Source organism: Paenibacillus macerans (assembly GCF_900454495.1).
In the GTDB taxonomy this organism is placed as follows: domain Bacteria; phylum Bacillota; class Bacilli; order Paenibacillales; family Paenibacillaceae; genus Fontibacillus; species Fontibacillus macerans.
Window position 1 is genome coordinate 645,443 of the sequence record NZ_UGSI01000002.1, and the last position, 19,811, is coordinate 665,253.

General features: G+C 56.7%; 17 protein-coding genes. All 17 read left to right on the plus strand.

Going from position 1 to position 19,811, the window contains the following annotated elements; translation table 11 throughout:
• The first annotated feature begins 144 nt into the window (after positions 1-144).
• The 17 genes from DYE26_RS26000 (at position 145) to DYE26_RS26075 (ending at position 19,335) form a co-directional block, all read left to right on the plus strand.
• On the plus strand, positions 145-1,047 hold the full coding sequence (locus DYE26_RS26000; protein WP_115311327.1) for a transposase: 903 nt from the start codon (positions 145-147) through the stop codon (positions 1,045-1,047).
• 346 nt (positions 1,048-1,393) lie between these two features.
• Positions 1,394-1,789: a Fur family transcriptional regulator gene (locus tag DYE26_RS26005; RefSeq protein WP_036619143.1), complete on the plus strand. Its 396-nt coding sequence runs from the start codon at positions 1,394-1,396 to the stop codon at positions 1,787-1,789.
• The gene (locus DYE26_RS26010) at positions 1,765-2,583 is read left to right on the plus strand and encodes a response regulator transcription factor (RefSeq protein ID WP_082207634.1); all 819 of its coding nucleotides are present in this window, start codon (positions 1,765-1,767) and stop codon (positions 2,581-2,583) included. Before DYE26_RS26005 ends, DYE26_RS26010 begins: the two co-directional genes overlap by 25 nt.
• 169 nt (positions 2,584-2,752) lie before the next feature.
• Positions 2,753-4,003, plus strand: coding sequence for a methyl-accepting chemotaxis protein (locus DYE26_RS26015; protein WP_036619147.1), 1,251 nt, complete (start codon positions 2,753-2,755; stop codon positions 4,001-4,003).
• A gap of 189 nt (positions 4,004-4,192) precedes the next feature.
• Positions 4,193-5,689: a spore germination protein gene (locus DYE26_RS26020; protein WP_240534083.1), complete on the plus strand. Its 1,497-nt coding sequence runs from the start codon at positions 4,193-4,195 to the stop codon at positions 5,687-5,689.
• A gap of 5 nt (positions 5,690-5,694) precedes the next feature.
• The gene (locus DYE26_RS26025; RefSeq protein WP_036627402.1) at positions 5,695-6,894 is read left to right on the plus strand and encodes a Ger(x)C family spore germination protein; all 1,200 of its coding nucleotides are present in this window, start codon (positions 5,695-5,697) and stop codon (positions 6,892-6,894) included.
• Positions 6,887-7,105 carry a hypothetical protein gene (locus tag DYE26_RS33645; protein WP_036619150.1) on the plus strand — a complete coding sequence of 73 codons (219 nt, stop codon included), beginning with the start codon at positions 6,887-6,889 and terminating at the stop codon, positions 7,103-7,105. The genes DYE26_RS26025 and DYE26_RS33645 overlap by 8 nt, the downstream gene beginning before the upstream one ends.
• A 32-nt stretch (positions 7,106-7,137) precedes the next feature.
• The gene (locus DYE26_RS26030) at positions 7,138-8,211 is read left to right on the plus strand and encodes a GerAB/ArcD/ProY family transporter (protein WP_036619152.1); all 1,074 of its coding nucleotides are present in this window, start codon (positions 7,138-7,140) and stop codon (positions 8,209-8,211) included.
• 81 nt (positions 8,212-8,292) lie between these two features.
• Positions 8,293-9,120, plus strand: coding sequence for a uroporphyrinogen-III synthase (locus DYE26_RS26035; protein WP_036619154.1), 828 nt, complete (start codon positions 8,293-8,295; stop codon positions 9,118-9,120).
• Between the two features lie 43 nt (positions 9,121-9,163).
• The gene (locus DYE26_RS26040; protein ID WP_036619157.1) at positions 9,164-9,472 is read left to right on the plus strand and encodes a phasin family protein; all 309 of its coding nucleotides are present in this window, start codon (positions 9,164-9,166) and stop codon (positions 9,470-9,472) included.
• A 4-nt stretch (positions 9,473-9,476) separates the two neighbouring features.
• Positions 9,477-11,150 (plus strand): ABC1 kinase family protein, encoded by a 1,674-nt coding sequence (locus DYE26_RS26045; RefSeq protein WP_036619158.1) that lies wholly within the window; start codon positions 9,477-9,479, stop codon positions 11,148-11,150.
• Between the two features lie 297 nt (positions 11,151-11,447).
• Entirely contained in the window at positions 11,448-12,869 is a 1,422-nt protein-coding gene (locus tag DYE26_RS26050) for a DEAD/DEAH box helicase (RefSeq protein ID WP_115311328.1), read from the plus strand.
• A 234-nt stretch (positions 12,870-13,103) separates the two neighbouring features.
• Entirely contained in the window at positions 13,104-14,045 is a 942-nt protein-coding gene (locus tag DYE26_RS26055; protein ID WP_036619162.1) for a M15 family metallopeptidase, read from the plus strand.
• A 394-nt stretch (positions 14,046-14,439) separates the two neighbouring features.
• Complete coding sequence (locus DYE26_RS26060) at positions 14,440-15,303, plus strand: ABC transporter ATP-binding protein (protein WP_036619164.1); 864 nt, start codon at positions 14,440-14,442, stop codon at positions 15,301-15,303.
• 39 nt (positions 15,304-15,342) lie between these two features.
• Positions 15,343-16,149: a hypothetical protein gene (locus DYE26_RS26065; protein WP_036627405.1), complete on the plus strand. Its 807-nt coding sequence runs from the start codon at positions 15,343-15,345 to the stop codon at positions 16,147-16,149.
• Between the two features lie 679 nt (positions 16,150-16,828).
• Complete coding sequence (locus tag DYE26_RS26070) at positions 16,829-18,190, plus strand: FAD-dependent oxidoreductase (protein WP_036619165.1); 1,362 nt, start codon at positions 16,829-16,831, stop codon at positions 18,188-18,190.
• Positions 18,191-18,489: 299 nt separating this feature from the next.
• Entirely contained in the window at positions 18,490-19,335 is an 846-nt protein-coding gene (locus DYE26_RS26075) for a formate/nitrite transporter family protein (protein ID WP_036619166.1), read from the plus strand.
• The last annotated feature ends 476 nt before the right edge of the window (positions 19,336-19,811 follow it).

Below are 19,811 nucleotides of genomic sequence, written 5' to 3' on the forward strand. Positions count from 1 at the left end.
AAGAGAAGAAAAAACACAAAAAAAGCTGAGGACAAAATGAGGCGGTTCAGGAGAGATTTTCGGCTTGATTAGAGAACACATGTTTGGTATAATGAAATAAATGGAATTTATGTTCGTATATTCTTGATTCGGGGGCGAGTAAACATGGAGATCAATGCGGGAACGGAACTTCAGCCATTCAGCAGCCGTTTTAACAGCGAGCAGGCCTGCATGGAAGCGCTAATCGCGATGAAGTGGCCAAACGGCTTCGTCTGCCCGCGCTGCACTTACACCCGCTGCAGCCGCCTGACTTCCCGGCACATCCCTTTGTTCGAGTGCGGAAAGTGCAAGCATCAAACATCCCCTTTGGTCGGTACGATTTTTGAAGGAACGCATCTCCCCCTGGTGAAGTGGTTCCAGGCGCTGGAGTTGTTCCTACTCCCTGATGGCATCTCGGCGCTGCGGCTGCGCCAGGTGATCCGGGTCGCCTACAAGACCGCCTGGTCGATGCTGCACAAAATACGTCATGCCGTGGGGGAGTTTGATGCCCGGGAGCTGCTCTCTGGAGACGTGAAAGTGAACAGCGATCAGTATGGGCGTAATCCATCCCGGTGTCAGCTTTCGCATCCGTACGCCTCGGCGGTCGTAGCCGGCTGCACGGCAACGGAGTCGGGCGAGCCGGAGCACGTCAAAATCCGCCTGGTGCCGCATAAGCGGGGAGGCGAAAAGAGGGCAAACCGTCACGAACTCGATGCGTTCATCAATGGGCATGTGGATGTCCATACATCGGCGGTACAGTTGTTTCCTCAGGCCTTTCGGCTGTATGCGCCCTTGCGGAAAGTAGTGAGAGAGGCGTGGGAATCGCTGAAGAGTACGTATGGAGCCTTGGGACTGAAGCATCTGCAGGCGTATCTGAACGAATACACCGTACGCCGCCGTCTGCGCCTGCCCGGAGCGGAAGAAACGATGCGGCAGAAGTTGCTGCGCATGTGTGTAGCGATTCCGGCGATCCCTTACCGTCGGCTAATCGCGCGCCAACCGAACCAGCCCCTTGCGGCTGCGGCCTGATCGTGACGCTTGAACCGTAGGGGTACTTGATGCAGATCAATTTAATGGGTCCTTGATTCCTATCTGATCTGTTTCACCTCCCCTAAACCTGATTCCTTCTCCTAAGCCCGTCTAAATTATCTCGAGCCTATCTGCTTCTCCACCAAATATTTCTTCTCCCGAGCTTGTCTGTTTCTCTGCTACCTGATCAAACGGGATAATCGTGCAAAGTATTCGGACAGCGAGCCGCCCTCCCCACTTTCCTAACCTCAAGCTGACTTTTGCTCTGCGAAAGATTAGATTTGACTGAAACTAAAATAAGACTTATACTAATTCTAAAAATAAAAACAATAGGGATTGATAATAGATGAAAACTTTAAATCTGACGACTCAGCGCAAAGCGGTGTACGATGTAGTGCGCAACGCGAACGATCACCCGACGGCGGCCGAGGTCATGAACCGGCTTGTGGAGCAGGGCTATAACTTCGCCTACGGTACGGTGTACAATTCGCTGCGCTATTTGACCGAAAAGGAATTGATCCGCGAGTTGAAGCTGGGGGAGTCCGCCAGCCGGTACGACGCCAAGATGGATGACCACCAGCATATCTTGTGCGAAGTGTGCGGGCGCGTGGATGAAGTGATGTCCGGGTTGCCCGAGGAATGGAGCAAGACCGTTGCCGAAGAAACGGGGTATGATGTCCATCATGCTCATATCGTATTTGGGGGGGTGTGTCCGTCGTGTCAGCAAAAGAAGCCAAACTGAAAGAGATCGTAAGCACGGTGACGCCGTTTCGCAGACCTGCCGGCCTGGAGGCCGCCGTTCATGAGGAGGAGAAGACGATAGGGCGGGAGGTTTGCCCGATTACCCAGCGGGTTATTCTGATCAGTCCCTTCCCCAGCGATGTTCATGAGCTGGTGCGGGATTTGTCGGAAGGCTGCTTCGACGTTCTGGTGTTCCATCACTGGGAGCAAGGGATTCGCAACGCGATGACCGCGGATTTGCTGATTTTCGATTTGACCTCCTATAAGGAAGGCGAGGAGTCTGCGGCAATCCGGTCCATCGTGCAGCAGGAAACCGGAGACATTCCTTCCCTCCTGCTGATCAAGGAGTCGATGCTGCCGCGCCTGGATCAGGGGCTGATGAATCAGGAACTGCTCGTGCTGCCCGCGCGCCCGATGGAGATCGTCTACCGCGCGCAGCGGATCATCCAAAGCAGCGGTGCGCGCAGGGCAGCCACGCGGCTGCTTCCCGGGAGCTCACCGGCGATCTTCAAGGATTTGTGGATCGACCGCAAGAAGATGGCGGTTTACCGCAACGGGGCTCAAATCGAGCTGACGAAAACGGAATACGAGCTGCTGATTAAGCTGCTGGAGCAAGAGGGCGGAGTTCTGTCCCGCGAAGAGCTGCTGGCGGAAGTGTGGGGAACATCGTTTCTCGGCGGCAGCAACGTGGTCGATGTTCATATCAAAAGCCTGCGCAAAAAGCTGGGCGACCGGGCCGCCAACTCCATGTATATCGCCACCGTGCGGGGCGTGGGCTACCGGTTGGCCGATTAACTTGCGGTTGTTCACCGGACCGTTCATCCATGTTTGGGTGGGCGGTTCTTTTTTTACGAAAGGCACGACGGCCGATAAATGTTTTCTTACGTAGCAGGAAACTTCGTTAAAATCTATAATACATACAGATATACCTACCAAATTTTGATAGAGAGAGGGTCTGTTCATTATGGCAAAGCGTGTTAGGTTAACTTTGCTGATCACGACGGTGCTGGCGGCGATCGTTCCGTGCGTGCTGGATCAAGTGCTGAGGGGCATCTTTGACTCCACTTCCTTGCTGATCGCGGGAATTTCCTTGGCGGTGGCCATCGCGGCCGCCTGGATCACGGTCCAAATGATCGCCGTTCCGCTGGACCGGCTGAGCGAAGCGACACAGCGCATCAGCGAAGGGGACCTTACAAGACGCATCGACTATTTGAACCGGAAAGATGAAATCGGGGTGCTGGCTAACCATTTTCAGCGCATGGTGGACAACCTGAACGGGATGATCGCCAGCGTGCGGGAAACGGCGAACCAGGTTACCTTTTCGGCGGAGCAGCTGTCGGCCGGAGCGGAGCAAACGACCAAGGCGATTGAGCATGTGACCGTGGCCATTCAGGAAATGGCGACCGGCAGCGAGCAGCAGCTGCAGAAGGTTGAAGCCGGCGCGGACGGCGTGGAGGAAATGTCGCGTCAGGTGATCACGATGTCCGAGCATATCCGGGCGGTCACGGAAACGATGGAGCAGACGAACGGCGTTGCCGAGGAAGGGAACGCCTCCGTGCTTAGCGTGGTGGAAAAAATCGAGTATATCCAGCAAACGGTCGATCAATTGGGGACGGTCATCCAAACGCTGGGCGAGCAGACGCAAAATATCGGGGGAATCGTGGAGGTCATTGCGGGGATAGCCCAGCAGACGAATTTGCTGGCGCTGAACGCCTCGATCGAAGCGGCCCGGGCCGGGGAAGAGGGGCGGGGATTTGCGGTCGTCGCCTCCGAGGTACGGAAGCTGGCCGAAGGTTCGGAGCAATCGGCCCAGCAAATTGCGGAGCTGATCGCCGGCATTCAAAACGAAATGGAGCGTGCGGTTCAATCGATGGAGAACGCCAAGCAGGGGGTCGAGGAAGGGATCGTCGCCGTCGACACCTCCGGGCGCTCCTTCTCGCGGATCCGCAAAGCGGTTCGCGGCGCAGCCGCCAAGATGGAAGGCGTGGCCGGAGCGGCCAAGGAACTGGCGGCGGGAGCCGGCAAAGTGACGGAATCGATCAAGGACATCCGGCTGATTTCCGAGGAAGCGGCCGGAAATACGCAGACGATTTCGGCGGCCGCCGAGCAGCAGCTCGCCTCCATCGAGGAAGTAGCTTCTTCTTCCGCCGATTTGACCCGTATGGCGGAGCAGCTTAAGGGGCAGCTGGACAAGTTTACCGTTAGAAAACAATAGAGGCAGTTCAAAAAATCCGCTTTTGATCACGCACAAGTAGAATACCGCGCATTGAAAAAGTTGTCCGAAAGGTCATGCCGGCCTGTAGGGCAGCTTTTTTTCTTTCCCTCCGGCTACATATTATTCCCCGAATGGTACATTCTACATCTTGTTAACGATGAACAGTTGACCGCAGGGAGTTGTGTTGCAGTGAGGGAGAAAGTCAGCCGCGATCTGACGAAAAACACGAAAACCGTCAAAAAAGTATTCCAGGACTGCTCGGACGTCATTTACCGCGAGGTCCAGTTAACGGACTACATTAAGGGCCTGCTCGTCTACATCGAAGGGATCATCAAAGTGGAGGACGTGCAGGAGCATATTCTGCGTCCCGTCATTCAGGGGCTGGCCGGCGTCCTGCCGGACAATCCGTACCCGATTTCGTTCAAGCGGGTTTCCATCAGCCAAACCGATGCGAGCTCCGACTGGGAAAAGGTGATTAATGCCGTCCTGACGTCGAACGTGGCGGTTTTTATCCAAGGGATGGATGAGGCGCTCCTCTTCAACGTGAAGGGCGGTTCGCGCCGGAGCGTGCAGGAGCCGCAGACCGAGGCGGTCATTCGCGGACCGCGCGAAGGCTTTACCGAATCGCTGCGGATCAATACCGCGCTAATCCGCTTCAAAATCAAGACGGAGAAGCTGAAGCTGATCGACATGGTGATCGGCAAGGTGACGAAGACGGATGTAGCCATTGCGTATATCGAAAACATCGCCGAAGAACATCTGATTAACGACGTCAAACAACGGCTCGAGGCGATTGACATCGACGGGATTCTGGAGACGGGATATATCGAGGAATGGATTGAGGATAATCCGTCGTCTCCGTTTCCCCAAATGCAATATACGGAAAGGCCGGATACCGTAGCCGCCCAGCTCCTGGAGGGCAGAGTGGCGATCTTCGTCGACGGTACGCCGTTTGCGCTGATCGCGCCGGTAACTTTGTGGCAGATGCTGCAGGCCAGCGAGGATTATTACGAGCGGTTTTTTATCAGCAACATGATCCGCTGGATTCGTATTTTTTTCCTGTGCGTCGCCTTGTTTCTGCCGGGGTTATATATTGCCGTGACGACGTTCCATCAGGATATGCTGCCGTCGACGCTCATTTTGAGCGTTGCCGCCGCCCGGGAAGCAATCCCGTTTCCCGCCCTCGTCGAGGCTTTCATTATGGAAATCTCGTTTGAGGCGCTGCGCGAAGCCGGCATCCGACTGCCCAAAACGGTGGGACAAGCCGTCAGCATTTTAGGGGCGCTGGTCATCGGCCAGGCCGCGGTTCAGGCGGGGATCGTCTCGGCGCCGATGGTTATCGTGGTGTCGCTCACCGGCATCGCCTCGTTTACGATTCCGCGGTTCAGCTTGGCCGTCACCATCCGCATGCTGCGCTTTCCGATCATGATATTAGCCGGCGCTTTCGGATTGTTCGGCATCGTGGTCGGCGCGGTTTGGATTATCGTGCATCTGACGCAATTAAAATCTTTTGGCGTTCCCTATATGACTGGGGTCGCTCCTTACCGGCCCAGGGATATGAAAGATATCTTCAGCCGCGTCCCGATGTGGAAGATGAAAAAACGGCCGGCCGCCGACGCGGCGGACAATATCCGGAGAATCGGCAAAACCCGGCGGCTGGGCAATGATACCACCGAGGGATGGTGAACAAGGTGAACCGAAAAACACCGTGTTTCCTACTGACGTTGGTGCTGCTTCCCCTTCTGCTGACCGGCTGCTGGGACCGGATTGAAGTGAACGACATCGCTTTTGTGCTCGGATCTTCCATCGATAAGGAAAACGGCCTTATCCGCTCAACGGTTCAGATCGCTCTCCCAAGCCAATTGGGCGGGGCGGGAAGCGAGGGAGGAGGCGGCGGCACATCCGGGAGCAAAACGTTTCTGATGCTGTCCAAGACGGCGCCGACGGTTTATACCGCAAATAAGGAAATGCAGACCAGCCTGTCCCGCGTGCTGAACTATTCCCACCGCCGGGTAACGTTGTACGGCGAAGAATTTGCCCGGACGGGAATCGGCGAGCAGATCGATACGTTCGCCCGTTTTCCGCAAAACCGCCTAACCACCTACATTGTGGTTACCCGCGGCCCCGCATACAAAGTGTTGGGGGCGGACGCCCCGATCGAGCAGGTTCCCGCCGAGATGATCCGGGAAATCGCCAAATCGGGAATGAAATCGGCGATGAGTGTGCAAAAACTGTCCAACCAGCTGCTCACGGAAGGGATCGACCCGGCGATTCCGGCCGTTACCTTGGGGGAAAGCGCCCCGGACAAGGTCGGCGACGGTCAAAGCCTCGTTCGGCTGGATGGGCTGGGCGTCCTCCGTACAGACAAGCTGGTCGGTTTTTTGGACACGGACGATGGAGCGATGGCGCTGCTGGCGATGAACGAGGCGATCGATCCCAAAGTCAGCGTCCGGTATGAAGGCGGCAACCCCGACCAAATGATCACGGTAAGCCTGAACGAAACGAATTCCAAAATCCGGACTCGCCTGAAGAACTCGCAAATTGTCGCGGACATCTATATCCAGGCCAAAGGGCTGCTTGTGGAAAATACGTCGAACGTGAACCTGGAGTCCACCATGATGGGCAAACTGGAAAAGCAATGCAATGACTTTGTGGCGGAACGCGTTCGCGAGGTGGCGAACAAAGTGCTGAAGGAGTACCGTTCGGACATATTCGGAATCGGCAACTCTTTTCACAACGCCTACCCGGCGGAATGGGCAAAAGTGCATAACCGCTGGAACGATGTGCTCCCGGAGGTCGAAGTCCGCGTGCACTCTCACGTTCATCTGGAAAATACCGGCGAATTGATCAATTCGCTTGGCGTAAGGGAGGATCGGCTCCGCAATGATTGATATCGTCTTGCTGCTGCTGATGCTTATGGCCTTCGGCGTATGGCGGGACCAGGAAGCGATGAGGGAGGAGCCCCCCATAAACCGGTGGTTTTCCTACGGCATGATGGCCGTTTCCCTCGGCATCCTGCTCTATACCATGCTGTCGCCTCAGCTCTTTTACCCAAGCGAATGGCTGGGCAAGGTGCTCCGGCCGCTTGTGCCTTTTCCTTAAAGAGATTATGGAAGGAGAGAGCATTAATTACGATGAGAAAAATAACGGAGCGGCAAATCGCGCTGCTTGGCTTGCTGTATATCAACTCCTTGACGTTTTTGCAGACATTTTCGCCAATGGCGGATGTGGCCCGGCAGCATGCCGCGATCTCCTTCGTCTTTGGCTGCGGGGTTTGCGTGTTGTCCCTGTGGCTGCTGTCGGCGGTGCTGAAGCGGTTTCCCGACAAAAATCTGATGCAGGCGGTCGTGGAGAGATTTCCGGGGAGCGGCCGGGTCCTGTTGGGAATGTACCTTCTCTTTTTTCTGTTCATCGCCGCCAGAGATATCCGCATCCTTGCCGATTTTACGAATTCGGTGCTGCTGAACCGGACGCCGATCTTGATTTTGGGGATCATGATCACCGCCACGGCAGTCTATATTTCGCAGGGGGGAATCCGGGCCTTCCTCGGGCTCAGCGAAATCTATGTGCCTATCATGATCTCCGTCCTGACCGCCGTCAGCGTCATCATGCTAAGGAATATACATATCAAGTACATGGTTCCTTACTTTTCCTTCGATTGGATAGGCATCGCCAAGGGCGCATGGTACGCGGTCCCTTATTTGGGGGAAATCATCGCCCTGCCGCTCGTCATTTCGGGAAAGTATTACCGTCCTGCGGGCGTGCTTGCCGGTTTGATCGCCACCTCGGCGCTGCTTCTCGGCACCCTGCTTATGACCGAACTGGTCATGGGTGTGCCGCTGACCGGCAAATTGACGCATTCGGGATACGAGCTTATCCGGCAATTGCAGATCACCGATTTCATGGACCGCTTCGATCTGCTTGTCGTAGGACTATGGTATCCGACGGCGCTGGGCAAAATCGGCTTTGATATCTACGTGCTGTGCTATTTAATGCAGATGGTCGTGCCGAAATTGTCCGGCCGCCTTATGACGGCCCCCGCGGGCGCGCTGGCGTTCGTGTGCTCCATCTGGTTTTTCAAAAACGCCTTGCAGCAATTCAACTTCAATTACGTATGGCCGCTGGTGGCGCTGATCTTCGAACTGGTGCTGCCGATCGTATTGTTCGCCGCGTTATGGCCGCGAAAGGTCAAACCGAAATCGGGCTGACGTGCGGGCCTTGGGATTTACTTCCTCCCCTCGGTCGTATAAGCTGGTAGTAGAAAACAGGCTGATTTTGGGGAGGTAAATATGGCGCGGAGATTGGAAGGGAAAAGGATTGCGTTGACAGGTCCTCGCCGGGCGGAGGAACTGGGGAAGCTGGTGGAAAACCTCGGGGGAATTCCGCTGTACCGGCCGGCCCAAGGAACGGTTCTGCTGGACGACGCGGATCTGCGGAGCGGTATAGCGGCCTGGGTGGAGACTCCGCCGGACTGGTCGATCTTCACCACCGGCATGGGGCTGGAAGCCGTGTTCGAGATGGCCGAGGATATGGGGGCGGCTCAGCAGCTTTGGGAGAACCTGCGCAGGAATGCCATTGCCGCCCGGGGGTACAAGACGGCAAACGCCCTCAAAAAACGGCAGTTGACGCCGCTCGTCCGCGATGACGACGGCAGTACGGAAGGCTTGATCCGGGGACTGGCGGAGCATGATTTCACGGGAAAAAGCGTGATGCTGCAGCTGCACGGCGACCCCGCCCCGCAGCTGACCGCGTGGCTGGAAGAGCAAGGGGCAAGCTGCCGCCAGGTCTTGCCGTATCGCCATATTGCGCCGCCGGAGGAAGCGCTGGAAGAACTGCTTGCCGACATCGTGGAGGGGAAGGTGGACGCCGTGACGTTCACGAGCGGGCCGCAGGTCCGTTTTCTCATGGAGCATGCGGAGAAGAGGGGGCGGCTCGAGGCGCTGATGCAGGCGCTGGAGGGGCCGGTGCTGGCCGTCGCCGTAGGCAAGGTGACGGCGTCCGGGCTGCGGGAGGCCGGGGTTCCGCGCGTGCTGGCCCCCAAGGAAGAGCGAATGGGCAGCATGATCGTCGAATTGGCCCGGTATTATGCCGGAGAAGCCGCGCCGCTGATGCAGTAATGATAAGCAATATCCAAACCTATGACGGAAAGGATGATTGGTTATGAGCGATTTGTTGAAAAAGGCGATTTCTTTAGGTTGGGGCCTTACGATCGTGAGCAAGGAAAAGATCGAAGGGATTGTGGACGATCTGGTGAAGCGCGGCGAACTGGCTCCATCCGAATCGAAACAGCTGGTGGAGAAGCTGATCGACAAAGGCGCCGAGGAACAGGGAAGATTCAAGGAACTCGTTAACGAACAGGTGAGATCCGCGCTTCAAACCATGGGGCTCGCCTCGGCCAAAGAGGTGGAGGAACTGACCCGCAGGGTGGCCGAACTGGAGCTGAAGCTCGCCGAGCTGCAGCAGCCGTAGACCCATGGGCAGCTTTGTCCGTCATAACGGAAGATACCGGGAAATCGCCATGGCGCTGGTGCGCCATGGCTTTGGGTTTATGGCCGAAGAGATCGGGTTAACCCGGCTCATTCGAGGTCCGCTGCGGTGGTGGCGCAAGGCCGGGCCGCTGGAAACGCGAACTTTGGCCGAGCGGATCCGGCTGGTGCTGGAGGAATTGGGCCCGACCTTTATTAAGGCCGGGCAACTGGCCAGCACGCGCTCCGATTTGCTTCCGGAACCGATCGTTCAGGAGCTTGTCAAGCTTCAGGATCAGGTGCCGCCTTTTTCCGCCGAAGAAGCGAAGGCGATTTTGGAGCAGGAGCTGCAGATGCCGGTCGGGGAACTGCTGGCCAGCTTCGACGAGACGCCGCTGGCCGCGGCGTCGATCGGGCAGGTTCACCGGGCGCGGCTGACGAGCGGCGAGCGGGTCGCCGTCAAAATTCAGCGTCCCGGCGTTATTCCGGTCATCGAGCGCGACCTGGACATTCTGAAGCACTTGACGGCGCTGGCGAATAAACGGTGGTCCTGGGTTTCCCAGTATCAAATTCCGCAGATGGTCGAGGAATTTTCCCGGTCGATCCGGGCCGAGCTGGACTACAGCCATGAAGGGCGGAACATGGAGAAAATCCGCCGGCAATTCAAGGAAGGGGAAGGGATCTACATCCCCGGGGTTTATTGGCACTACACAACGTCCAAGGTGCTTACGATGGACTTTGTCGACGGCGTGCATTTGAACCGGCTGAACGGGCGGGCGGAAGTCCGCTTCGACCGGAAGACGATCGCCCAGCGCCTCGTGGATGCCCTGCTGCGGCAAATTTTTGAAGGCGGCTTCTTTCACGCCGACCCCCATCCCGGCAACCTGCTTGTGACGGAGCGGGGGGAGTTGGCGTTTATCGATTTCGGCATGGTCGGCCGGCTCAGCAGCGACATGAAGGACCACCTCTCCTCGCTGGTGATCGCTTTGATGCGGCGCAGCACCGAAGGTATGGTGCGGGCTGTCTTACGCATGGGGCTGGTGGATGACGCCTCCGATACGGCGGGGCTGCGCATGGATCTGGAGCGGCTGCGGGACAGGTATTACGATATCCCCTTCGCCGAAATTCAGGTCGGCCAGGCGTTAAACGATCTGTTTGTGACCGCCCGGCGGCACCGGATCACCCTGCCCGCCGATCTCTTGCTGCTCGGGAAGGCGCTGCTTACGGTGGAAGGCGTGGCGCTAAGCCTTGACCCGAACTTGCGCATTCTCGACATGGCCGAGCCGTTCGGGCGCAAGCTGCTGCGGGAGAAATACGGGTCGCGCCGGCTCACGAAGAAGCTGATCGAAGGGGCGGCCGAATTGACCGATTCTGTGGTCGACCTGCCGCAGCAGCTGCGCCGGCTGTCGACGATGCTTGGCAAAGGGAAGATCAAGATGGAGATGGATTTCCCGGAGATGGAGCAGTTTCTCCGCAAGCTGGATCAAATCAGCAACCGTTTGTCCTTCAGCATCGTTCTCCTTTCGTTCAGCATCATCATGGTCGGCTTGATCGTCGGCTCGTCACTGAGCCGGCAGCCGACGATACTGTGGGACGTTCCGGCGATCGAAATCGGCTTCGTCGTGGCGCTGCTGATGTTCCTGTGGCTGCTGTATTCGATCTTCCGCTCGGGGCGGTTTTAGCTCGCCGTGCCGCGGATCGTCTGTTACAATAAGAAGGTTGCCGCCCCGAAACGGCGGCCGTTAAATCGGTTGAACCGGAAAATGGCTGAACAGAAACGGGATGAACCGGCAAAGAACGAATCGGCAAAGAACGAACTGGCAAAAGACGAATTGGCATAGGACAGACCGGCATTGGACGAACTGGAATTAGGTGCGCCGGCGATAGGTTGAAACCGGCGATGCGAGCATGGGGGCTGCCTCCCCCTGGCCTAGTCGGCATCATTCGTTCGGCTTATCCTAGAATATGAGGTGAATTTGTTGACGACTTTTGAAAACCTGGGCATTTCGCCCGCGCTGCTTCGCAGGCTGCGGGAACAAGGCATCGCCAATCCGACCCCGGTGCAGGCGGCGGCGATTCCGGCGCTGCTCGCCGGGGAGGACGCAATCGTGCAGGCGCAGACCGGCACGGGTAAGACGCTCGCTTTTTTGCTGCCGATTTTGGAGAACATCCGTCCGGACAAGCAGGAGGCCCAGGCGCTGATCATCACCCCGACCCGGGAGCTGGCGCTGCAGATTACGGCCGAGGCCCGCAAGCTGGCGCAAGCCCGGGAGGGCTTGTCTTTGCTGGCCGCCTATGGCGGACAGGATGTGGAGCGGCAACTGCGCAAGCTTAAGGGCGGCGCCCAGCTTGTCATCGGAACCCCCGGCCGGCTGCTCGACCACTTGCGGCGCGGCTCGCTGACGCTTGGCGCCGTGCGGATGCTGGTGCTTGATGAAGCGGATCAGATGCTGCATATGGGCTTTTTGGCCGAGGTGGAGGAGATCATTTTGCAGGTGCCGCGCAGCCGTCAGACGATGCTGTTCTCGGCGACGATGCCCGATCGTGTAAAGCGTTTGGCCCGCACGTACATGGATCGTCCGCGGGATATCCGCGTTGCGGAAACGCCGCGCGTGACCTTAGACAGCATTCGGCAGGTTTTGGTGGAATGTACGGACCGGACGAAGCAGGCCGCGCTGATCGAGAAGATCCGCGGGGAGCGCCCGTATTTGGCGGTGATCTTTTGCCGGACGAAGCGGCGGGCGAGCAAGCTGAACGAGGCGCTGCAGGAGGCTGGATTTAAATCGGACGAACTGCACGGCGATCTGTCGCAGGCGAAACGCGAGCAGGTGATGCGCGCCTTCCGCGAGGCCAAGCTGGAGCTGCTGGTGGCTACGGATGTGGCGGCGCGCGGCATCGATGTCGAAGGAGTCACGCATGTGTTCAACTACGACATCCCGCATGACGTGGACAGCTACATCCACCGTATCGGGCGGACCGGCCGCGCCGGGCAGGAGGGCGTGGCGGTCACGTTTGCGGCGCCGAAGGACATCGAGGCGCTGCGCCTGATCGAGCGGGGTATCGACCGCAAGCTGGAGCGGCAGCGCTATGCTGCGGGCGGCGCGGGGAGCGGCGCCGCCCGGGGCTCCGCCGGCGGCCGGCTGGACTCGGCCCCGGTGGAGGAAACGGCGCGCCGCGCGAAGCACGGCGGCGCGAAGCGCGCGCCCGGCCGCCCTGGCCGCGAAGCGGCCGGCGGGCGCGGGCGCTCGGCCGGCGACGGTGGGGCGCCGGCACGGGGAAGCCGCGGCGCGGGGAAACGCCGCGGCGAAAGTGCGCGCACGCAGCGCGGCTCCGGCGGAGGCGCTGCGCGCGCGCAAGGGCAGAGCCGCCGCGGCGGCGGGCACGGGCGCCGGGGACGGTAGCCCGGCGCCATTGGCAACCGGTGCGGCCGGTGCGGCGATCCCGGCGCGCTTTGCGCCAATATGCGATCCGGCGCGCCAGGAGCCGTGCGCCTTGGCCAATCCCGGCGCCGTCGTTATTTTCCATGCAACTAATTTCCTAAGGTTTTCGTTAAAATTATAGATGAATTGCAAAACAAGACTACAAGGTTTGTTGCTTAAAGCTGCTAGCGATCGACCTAATGGGGAGGAACCAGGATGTACAGCAAGAAAGGCACGCTGACGGCAGCGGTCATATTGATGATGGCGGCGGCGCTTTTTGCGGGCTGCGGAGATAAAGAAGCGGACGCGCCGCAAGTTTCGTCACCGGGAACGGAGAATGCCGGGGAGGCAAACGGAGGAGCGGGCGCTGGAGGAAACGCCGCCGCGGGAGGCGAAACCGGGGACAATGGAGCGGTGAATCCTGATGATAACGCGAATAACCCGGCTGATTCCGGAACGGCGGGTTCGGGCGCGGGAAATGGGTCCGGTGCTGAAAATTCGCCTGGCCAAGGCCCGGCCGATTCCGGCGCCGACAACGGCCAAAGCGTGGATACGGCCGCGGCCTCCGATCCGTACAGCACCGCCGTTTTGATTAATAAGCAGTTTGCCTTGCCGGACGACTACGAGCCGAAGGATCTCGTGTATCCTGATGTCCGGTTCACGTTCAAGGAAAAAATCGAAAAGCGGATGATGCGCAAAGAGGCGGCGGAGGCTTTGAAGGAGCTGTTTGCCGGCGCCGAACAAGACGGAATCTATCTCGCCGGCGTATCCGCGTATCGTTCGCACAAAACGCAGACCGCTTTGTTTAACCGGTACGTAGAGAAGGACGGGGAAGAGAAAGCCAAAACCTACAGCGCCGTTCCCGGCCACAGCGAGCACGAGACCGGGCTGGCGATCGACGTTTCCGGCAGCGACGGCAAATGCGCGGCGGAAAGCTGCTTCGGCGATACGAAGGAAGCGGCCTGGCTGGCCGATCATGCAACGGAATACGGCTTTATTATCCGCTATCCGGAAGGCAAAGAGGACATTACCGGGTATAAATACGAGCCATGGCACCTCCGCTATGTCGGTAAAGAGATTGCGGCGGACATCGCCGAACGCGGCATTACGCTGGAAGAGTACTATGATGCCGTGCCGGTATCCGGCCAGCAACAATGAATATACAAGAATAAACGTCAAAACAAAAGGGCGCCTGTCGGCGTCTTTTTCGCATGTTTGAGGGAATATAACGGCTTGATTGGATTTTTCCAATATGAGGATGTATGAATTGTATGGCTGATAGCATTAACGGCCGCCGCCGGCAACCGCTGAATGAATTCCGCTTGAGAGCAGGCCCGCTGAAGGGGTAAAAGTGAATTTAACAGTTGACAAATGATAATGATTATCAGTATCTTTAAAGATAAAGATGAAAAATAAATGAAGTCTTGATGAAGCTGAACATAGATGTTGGAAACTGGCGTGGATGAGCGCAAAATTAACGAATACGGATAAACGCATCTAAGCGCATAAACGCATGAGAAATTAAGGGCTGCATACGGAAAGGAAGAGTGCCATGGTTTCATTAAAAACTTCCCATTTGGATATTGCCTACGAGGACCGCTTGATTGTCGAGGACTTGAATATTTCCATTCCGGAAGGAAAAATTACGGCGCTGGTTGGCGCCAACGGCTCCGGCAAATCCACGGTTTTAAAAACGATGGCCCGGATTTTGCAGCCGAAGGGCGGGACTGTACTGCTGAACGGCAAGTCGATTCATAAACAATCGACTCGGGAAGTCGCCAAGCAGCTGGCCATCCTGCCGCAGAACCCGACGGCGCCGGAGGGGCTGACGGTGTACGAATTGGTGTCGTACGGACGTTTTCCCCATCAAAAAGGCTTCGGCGGGTTAAAGGCGGAGGACCGCAAAATCGTCGAGTGGGCGATCGAAGCGACGCGGATGAACGAATTTGCCGATCGCGCTTTGGAGCATTTGTCCGGCGGGCAGCGTCAGCGGGCCTGGATCGCCATGGCGCTGGCACAGGAGACCGATATTCTGTTCCTCGACGAGCCGACGACCTTCCTCGACATGGCGCATCAACTGGAAGTGCTGCAGCTGTTGGAGGAATTGAACGCGGCATCGCAACGCACGATTGTGATGGTTGTGCATGACTTAAACCATGCCGCACGGTACGCCCATTATATGATCGCAATCAAAAAGGGCCAGGCCGTAGCTTCGGGAACTCCTGAAGAGGTGGTTACTTCCGCCGTGCTGCGCGACGTGTTCGGCATTGAAGCGGATATTGTAACGGACCCGCGCAGCGGGGTGCCGCTGTGTCTTCCTTACGAGCTCTACCGCGCCGCTGCCGAAGGCAAGGTGCGCCCTGCGGCCAAAGACGGGCGGGAGGAACCCGAGCGCAAAGTGGTTTCGTTCCTGTAGTTGAAAACGGCGGGAGAAACAGGGCTGGAGGAAAAAAGAATGCCAATCGATTATGAGCTGCTTGAACAGCAATTGGGAATCGTGACGAAGAAACGCCAAGACGCCCTGCTCACGATGCCGGCAGCCGAGCTGACGGATCGCGAACCTATGGAGTCTTTTCTGAAATTGTACCGGGAGCAGATTAAGGGGCTCGACATCCAGGTGGCGGCGACGTATTTCGCTGCCACCTGGCGGGCGTTGTGCACGGCGATGCAGTATATGCTGTCCGCGGCGCCGGGCCGGCTTTGTTTTTCGCTTGAAAATCTCACTATTCAGGTCGTTCTAGTCAATGATTTTCCGTGGGTTTATTTCGTCTTGAACGATCCGGGCGAAGCACCCTGGCCGCAAGGAGAACGGAACGCGTGGCGGGAAAACGAGCTGGGCGGATTCTACGCGGAGGCGCTGCGCCCGGTGATGGAGAACATCGCGGCCGTATCCGGGGTGCCGCTGACGCAGCTGTGGGGGCAGATTCCGCTGGGCGTGCAGTATTATATCCGCGCGATCGCCGGCAAGCTGGAGGACGAGGCGCTGCGCTCCCGGCTGATGGAGGATTACGGCTATCTCGCCAAAGAGCTGCCTGCCGCGTGGTTTGGACTGAAGCGGAATCCTTTTAACGTTAAGGAGGTTTTGCTGGACGATCCTTACCGGCCGGGCGAGAAAACGCCGATGAAGCCGACTTGCTGCCTGGCCTACCGGACGGATACCGGGCACGGCTATTGCTACGGCTGCCCGAAGCTGACCAAGCAGGAGAGGGAAGCCAAACGTCTTGAGATCATGGAAAAAATAGCCGCTTCCAAAGCGCAGTAACTTGGCTGCCGCTTTCGGGAGCGGCTTTATTTTGCGTTAACGGACCCCAACTGCCTTATTTGTTTGAAAAGACGGCGTTTTAGGTTACCTAATAATCAGCGCTCGACAGGGAGGGCCGGTAAGCGATCGTGGCAAGAAATATCGGCAGATCAATATCCGCTGTCCGGACGCTTTGCACGATTATCCCATTTGATCCGGAAGCAGAGAGGAATATAAGAGAGGAAGATAATTTCAGGAGAAGAAAATAGGTTTGGGAGAAGCAGACATGTTCGAGATCATTAGTTCGAGATCGTTAGACAGGTTTGTGAGAAGGAGGTTTAGGAGAAGTGATGCAGACATGCCAGGAGGAATGGGGCAAAACACCGGGAAAAATGAAAGGACCGTGATTAGCCCCTACCCTCCACCCCCTGAACAAGAGGGATAATCGTGCAAAGCAGCATGCAGGGATACCAAGACACGAACGCTATCATAATTTATTTTGTCAAGCACTGATCTCGGTTTTGAGTCAAATTGTGAATATTAAAAAATTATTTTTTCTTGCAATGTGAAAAATGTCACACTATAATATAAAACATAAGGTGAAACATTTCACAAGATTCCAGTTATTTAAGTGAACACTTTCACATTATATGTCTGAATATGTGGAAAAATAAACAAACATTTCGAGGAGGAAACCATCATGAAAGTAGCAGTTATCGGATGTACGCACGCAGGCACGGCCGCTATCGTCAATATCGCTAAACTATACCCGGAAGCAAACATCACCGTCTACGAACGGAACGACAATATTTCGTTCCTGTCGTGCGGGATCGCATTGTACGTCGGCGGTATGGTGAAGGACCCTCAAGGATTGTTTTACTCCTCGCCGGAGCAGCTGGCGGAGCTGGGGGTCCACACGAAAATGCGCCATGAGGTGGTGGTGGTCGATACGGACGCCAAAACTCTGCAGGCCCGCAATTTGGTCACCGGCGAAGAGTTCGAGGACACGTTCGACAAGCTGGTCGTGACGACCGGATCGTGGCCGATCGTGCCGAAATTCGCGGGCATTGAGCTGGAAAACATTGTGCTTTCGAAAAACTTCAACCATTCCAATACGATTATCGAAAAGGCCAAACAGGCGCAAAATATCGTCGTCGTAGGCGCCGGTTATATCGGCGTGGAGCTTGTGGAAGCTTTTCAATTGAACGGCAAGCAGGTCACTTTGATCGACGCGGAGGAGCGGATTTTGAGCAAATACCTGGATCCGGAGTACACGGACAAAATCGAGCAATCGCTTAGCGAACACGGTATTCGGCTGGCGCTCGGACAGAAGGTAACCCGCTTTGAGGGCGAGGCAGGCAAGGTAACCCGCGTCGTGACCGATCAGGGTAAATACGACGCCGACATGGTGATCATGTGCATCGGCTTCCGTCCGAATACCGGGCTGCTTGAAGGCCAAGTAGATATGCTCGACAATGGGGCGATCATCGTCGACGAATATATGCGCACCAGCAAGCCGGACGTTTATGCGGCTGGCGACAGCTGCGCGGTGTTTTACAACCCGACCGGCAAACACGCCTACATTCCGCTGGCCACGAACGCGGTCCGCATGGGGACGCTGGTCGCCCGCAATCTGGCGGCGCCAACCGTAAAATACCTTGGCACCCAGGGAACCTCGGGCATCAAGATTTACGAGGACAACATCGCGGCAACCGGTTTGACGGAAGCGGCCGCCAAGGATGCGGGGCTTGAGGCTGAGGCGGTGCTTATTAACGACAATTACCGGCCTGAATTCATGCCGACCCATGAACAGGTTACGCTAAAGGTCGTTTTCGAACCGAACACGCGGCGCATCCTGGGCGCGCAAATTATGTCGAAAGCGGATCTGACCCAGTCGATCAACACGATGTCGGTATGCATTCAAAACGGCATGAAGATGGAGGAACTGGCTTTTGTCGACTTCTTCTTCCAGCCGCATTACAACAAGCCGTGGAACTTCCTGAACAGCGCCGGCCTTGGCGTGCTGCCGGAGGTGCCAAGCAAGGAGTCTGTGCACGCTTGACGGGGGCAGAAGAAAGCGAGCCATTAATTTAATCTTCGCCGTTTTCGCCGTTATCGCGAAGCGGCCATAATCGGCCGACGGAAGAAGCCTAGCGGGATCAACCCCCGGAGCTTCGGATGCCGGCCTTTTTTTGCCATTGGCGGGAAGAAGGGGAGAGGGACACCGGTAACGGGAGGAATGCTGGCGGATTAAATGTGAATTTTTTCACCATCCGTGATTTATGTTATTTATTTGGAGGAAGCGGGGACGCTACAATAGACTCGGGCAGTAAAGTGAGACGAATAGAAGGAGACTTGATCATGGCTTACCATAAACCCGCGCAGATTGCCGAAGTGACCGTGGAGAACGGGATAAAAAAGGCGCATAATCCGCTGTTGACCGTGCTGATCCTCGGGTTTCTCGGCGGAGCGTTTATCGCTCTCGGTTTTCTGCTGGATATCCGCGTCATCGCCAGCGCCCCGGAGGAGTGGGGGAGCTTTGCCACATTCATCGGCGCGGCGGTGTTCCCGATCGGCCTTATACTCGTGCTTTTGGCTGGCGGAGAGTTGCTGACGGGGAATATGATGGCCGTTCCCCTGGCCCGGATGGCGGGGCGGATATCGACCGGCGAAGTGTGCAAAAACCTGGTGCTGATCACATTAAGCAACTTTGTCGGAGCGCTGTTTGTCGCTTATTTTTTCGGCCATGTCGTCGGATTGACGGCAAGCGGGCCGTATTTGGATAAACTGGTCGATATGGCGGGGCATAAGCTGGACGACAGCTTCCTGCCGGCGTTTGTTTCCGGGATCGGCTGCAACTGGCTGGTGGCCCTGGCCGTCTGGCTGTCTTACGGGGCCGATAATATGAGCGGCAAAATCCTCGGCATCTGGTTCCCGACGATGGCGTTTGTCGCCATCGGCTTTCAGCACGTCGTGGCCAATATGTTTCTGATTCCGGCGGCGATTTTCGAAGGGTATTACTCCTGGAGCGAATATCTCGGCAATTTCGTCCCGGTTTGGCTCGGCAATTTGACCGGCGGCGGGCTGTTCGTGGCCGGGGCGTATTGGACGGCTTATTTGAAGGATAGGGGAACGAAAGCCGATTCCGGCGCAGGCCAGGGGGCAGGGGCTTCCGTATCCGCTAAGACGGGCAGCAGAACGGCTTAGGATGTAACGGCTTAGGGCGTAAGGGCTTAAGGCGTGAGATTTAGGGTGTAAGATTTAAGGTGTACTCGGAGTAGCTCTATCATTGGCTTGATCCGTATTGGCCGGCATGATCCGTGACGGCATGACAGGCCGCTTCTCATTAAGGGTTTGGTGAGGGGCGGCCTTTTTTGTGTAATTTCATTGGGATAATCCAATTGATTTCGCATAAGTCGCGTTATTTGCTCCAAAAACGTTGATTTCAAATTGTAACGGTTGCCATGGTGCTTATTTCACTGAAATCCGGCGGACGATAGTTTCGATTCGAAAACCTGAGCTTTTCCGGGAAATCTCAAAAATATTAGAAATACAAGTCGTCTTGTACATGAGGTAATGTAACGCTAGCGCATTTTAAGCTCTGGTGAATCTGATCTATTGGAAATATCCAATCAAGGTGTTGCGGCAGTAGACAAAAGCAAAAGCTTTTTTCTACAATAGCT

Bases quoted from the DNA above. Each gene is read 5' to 3' on its own strand.
- DYE26_RS26030 (WP_036619152.1), top strand. From the start codon at position 7,138: ATGAGAAAAATAACGGAGCGGCAAATCGCGCTGCTTGGCTTGCTGTAT.
- DYE26_RS26040 (WP_036619157.1), top strand. From the start codon at position 9,164: ATGAGCGATTTGTTGAAAAAGGCGATTTCTTTAGGTTGGGGCCTTACG.
- DYE26_RS26045 (WP_036619158.1), top strand. From the start codon at position 9,477: ATGGGCAGCTTTGTCCGTCATAACGGAAGATACCGGGAAATCGCCATG.
- DYE26_RS26065 (WP_036627405.1), top strand. From the start codon at position 15,343: ATGCCAATCGATTATGAGCTGCTTGAACAGCAATTGGGAATCGTGACG.
- DYE26_RS26015 (WP_036619147.1), top strand. From the start codon at position 2,753: ATGGCAAAGCGTGTTAGGTTAACTTTGCTGATCACGACGGTGCTGGCG.
- DYE26_RS26000 (WP_115311327.1), top strand. From the start codon at position 145: ATGGAGATCAATGCGGGAACGGAACTTCAGCCATTCAGCAGCCGTTTT.
- DYE26_RS26035 (WP_036619154.1), top strand. From the start codon at position 8,293: ATGGCGCGGAGATTGGAAGGGAAAAGGATTGCGTTGACAGGTCCTCGC.
- DYE26_RS26075 (WP_036619166.1), top strand. From the start codon at position 18,490: ATGGCTTACCATAAACCCGCGCAGATTGCCGAAGTGACCGTGGAGAAC.
- DYE26_RS33645 (WP_036619150.1), top strand. From the start codon at position 6,887: ATGATTGATATCGTCTTGCTGCTGCTGATGCTTATGGCCTTCGGCGTA.
- DYE26_RS26005 (WP_036619143.1), top strand. From the start codon at position 1,394: ATGAAAACTTTAAATCTGACGACTCAGCGCAAAGCGGTGTACGATGTA.
- DYE26_RS26060 (WP_036619164.1), top strand. From the start codon at position 14,440: ATGGTTTCATTAAAAACTTCCCATTTGGATATTGCCTACGAGGACCGC.
- DYE26_RS26055 (WP_036619162.1), top strand. From the start codon at position 13,104: ATGTACAGCAAGAAAGGCACGCTGACGGCAGCGGTCATATTGATGATG.
- DYE26_RS26070 (WP_036619165.1), top strand. From the start codon at position 16,829: ATGAAAGTAGCAGTTATCGGATGTACGCACGCAGGCACGGCCGCTATC.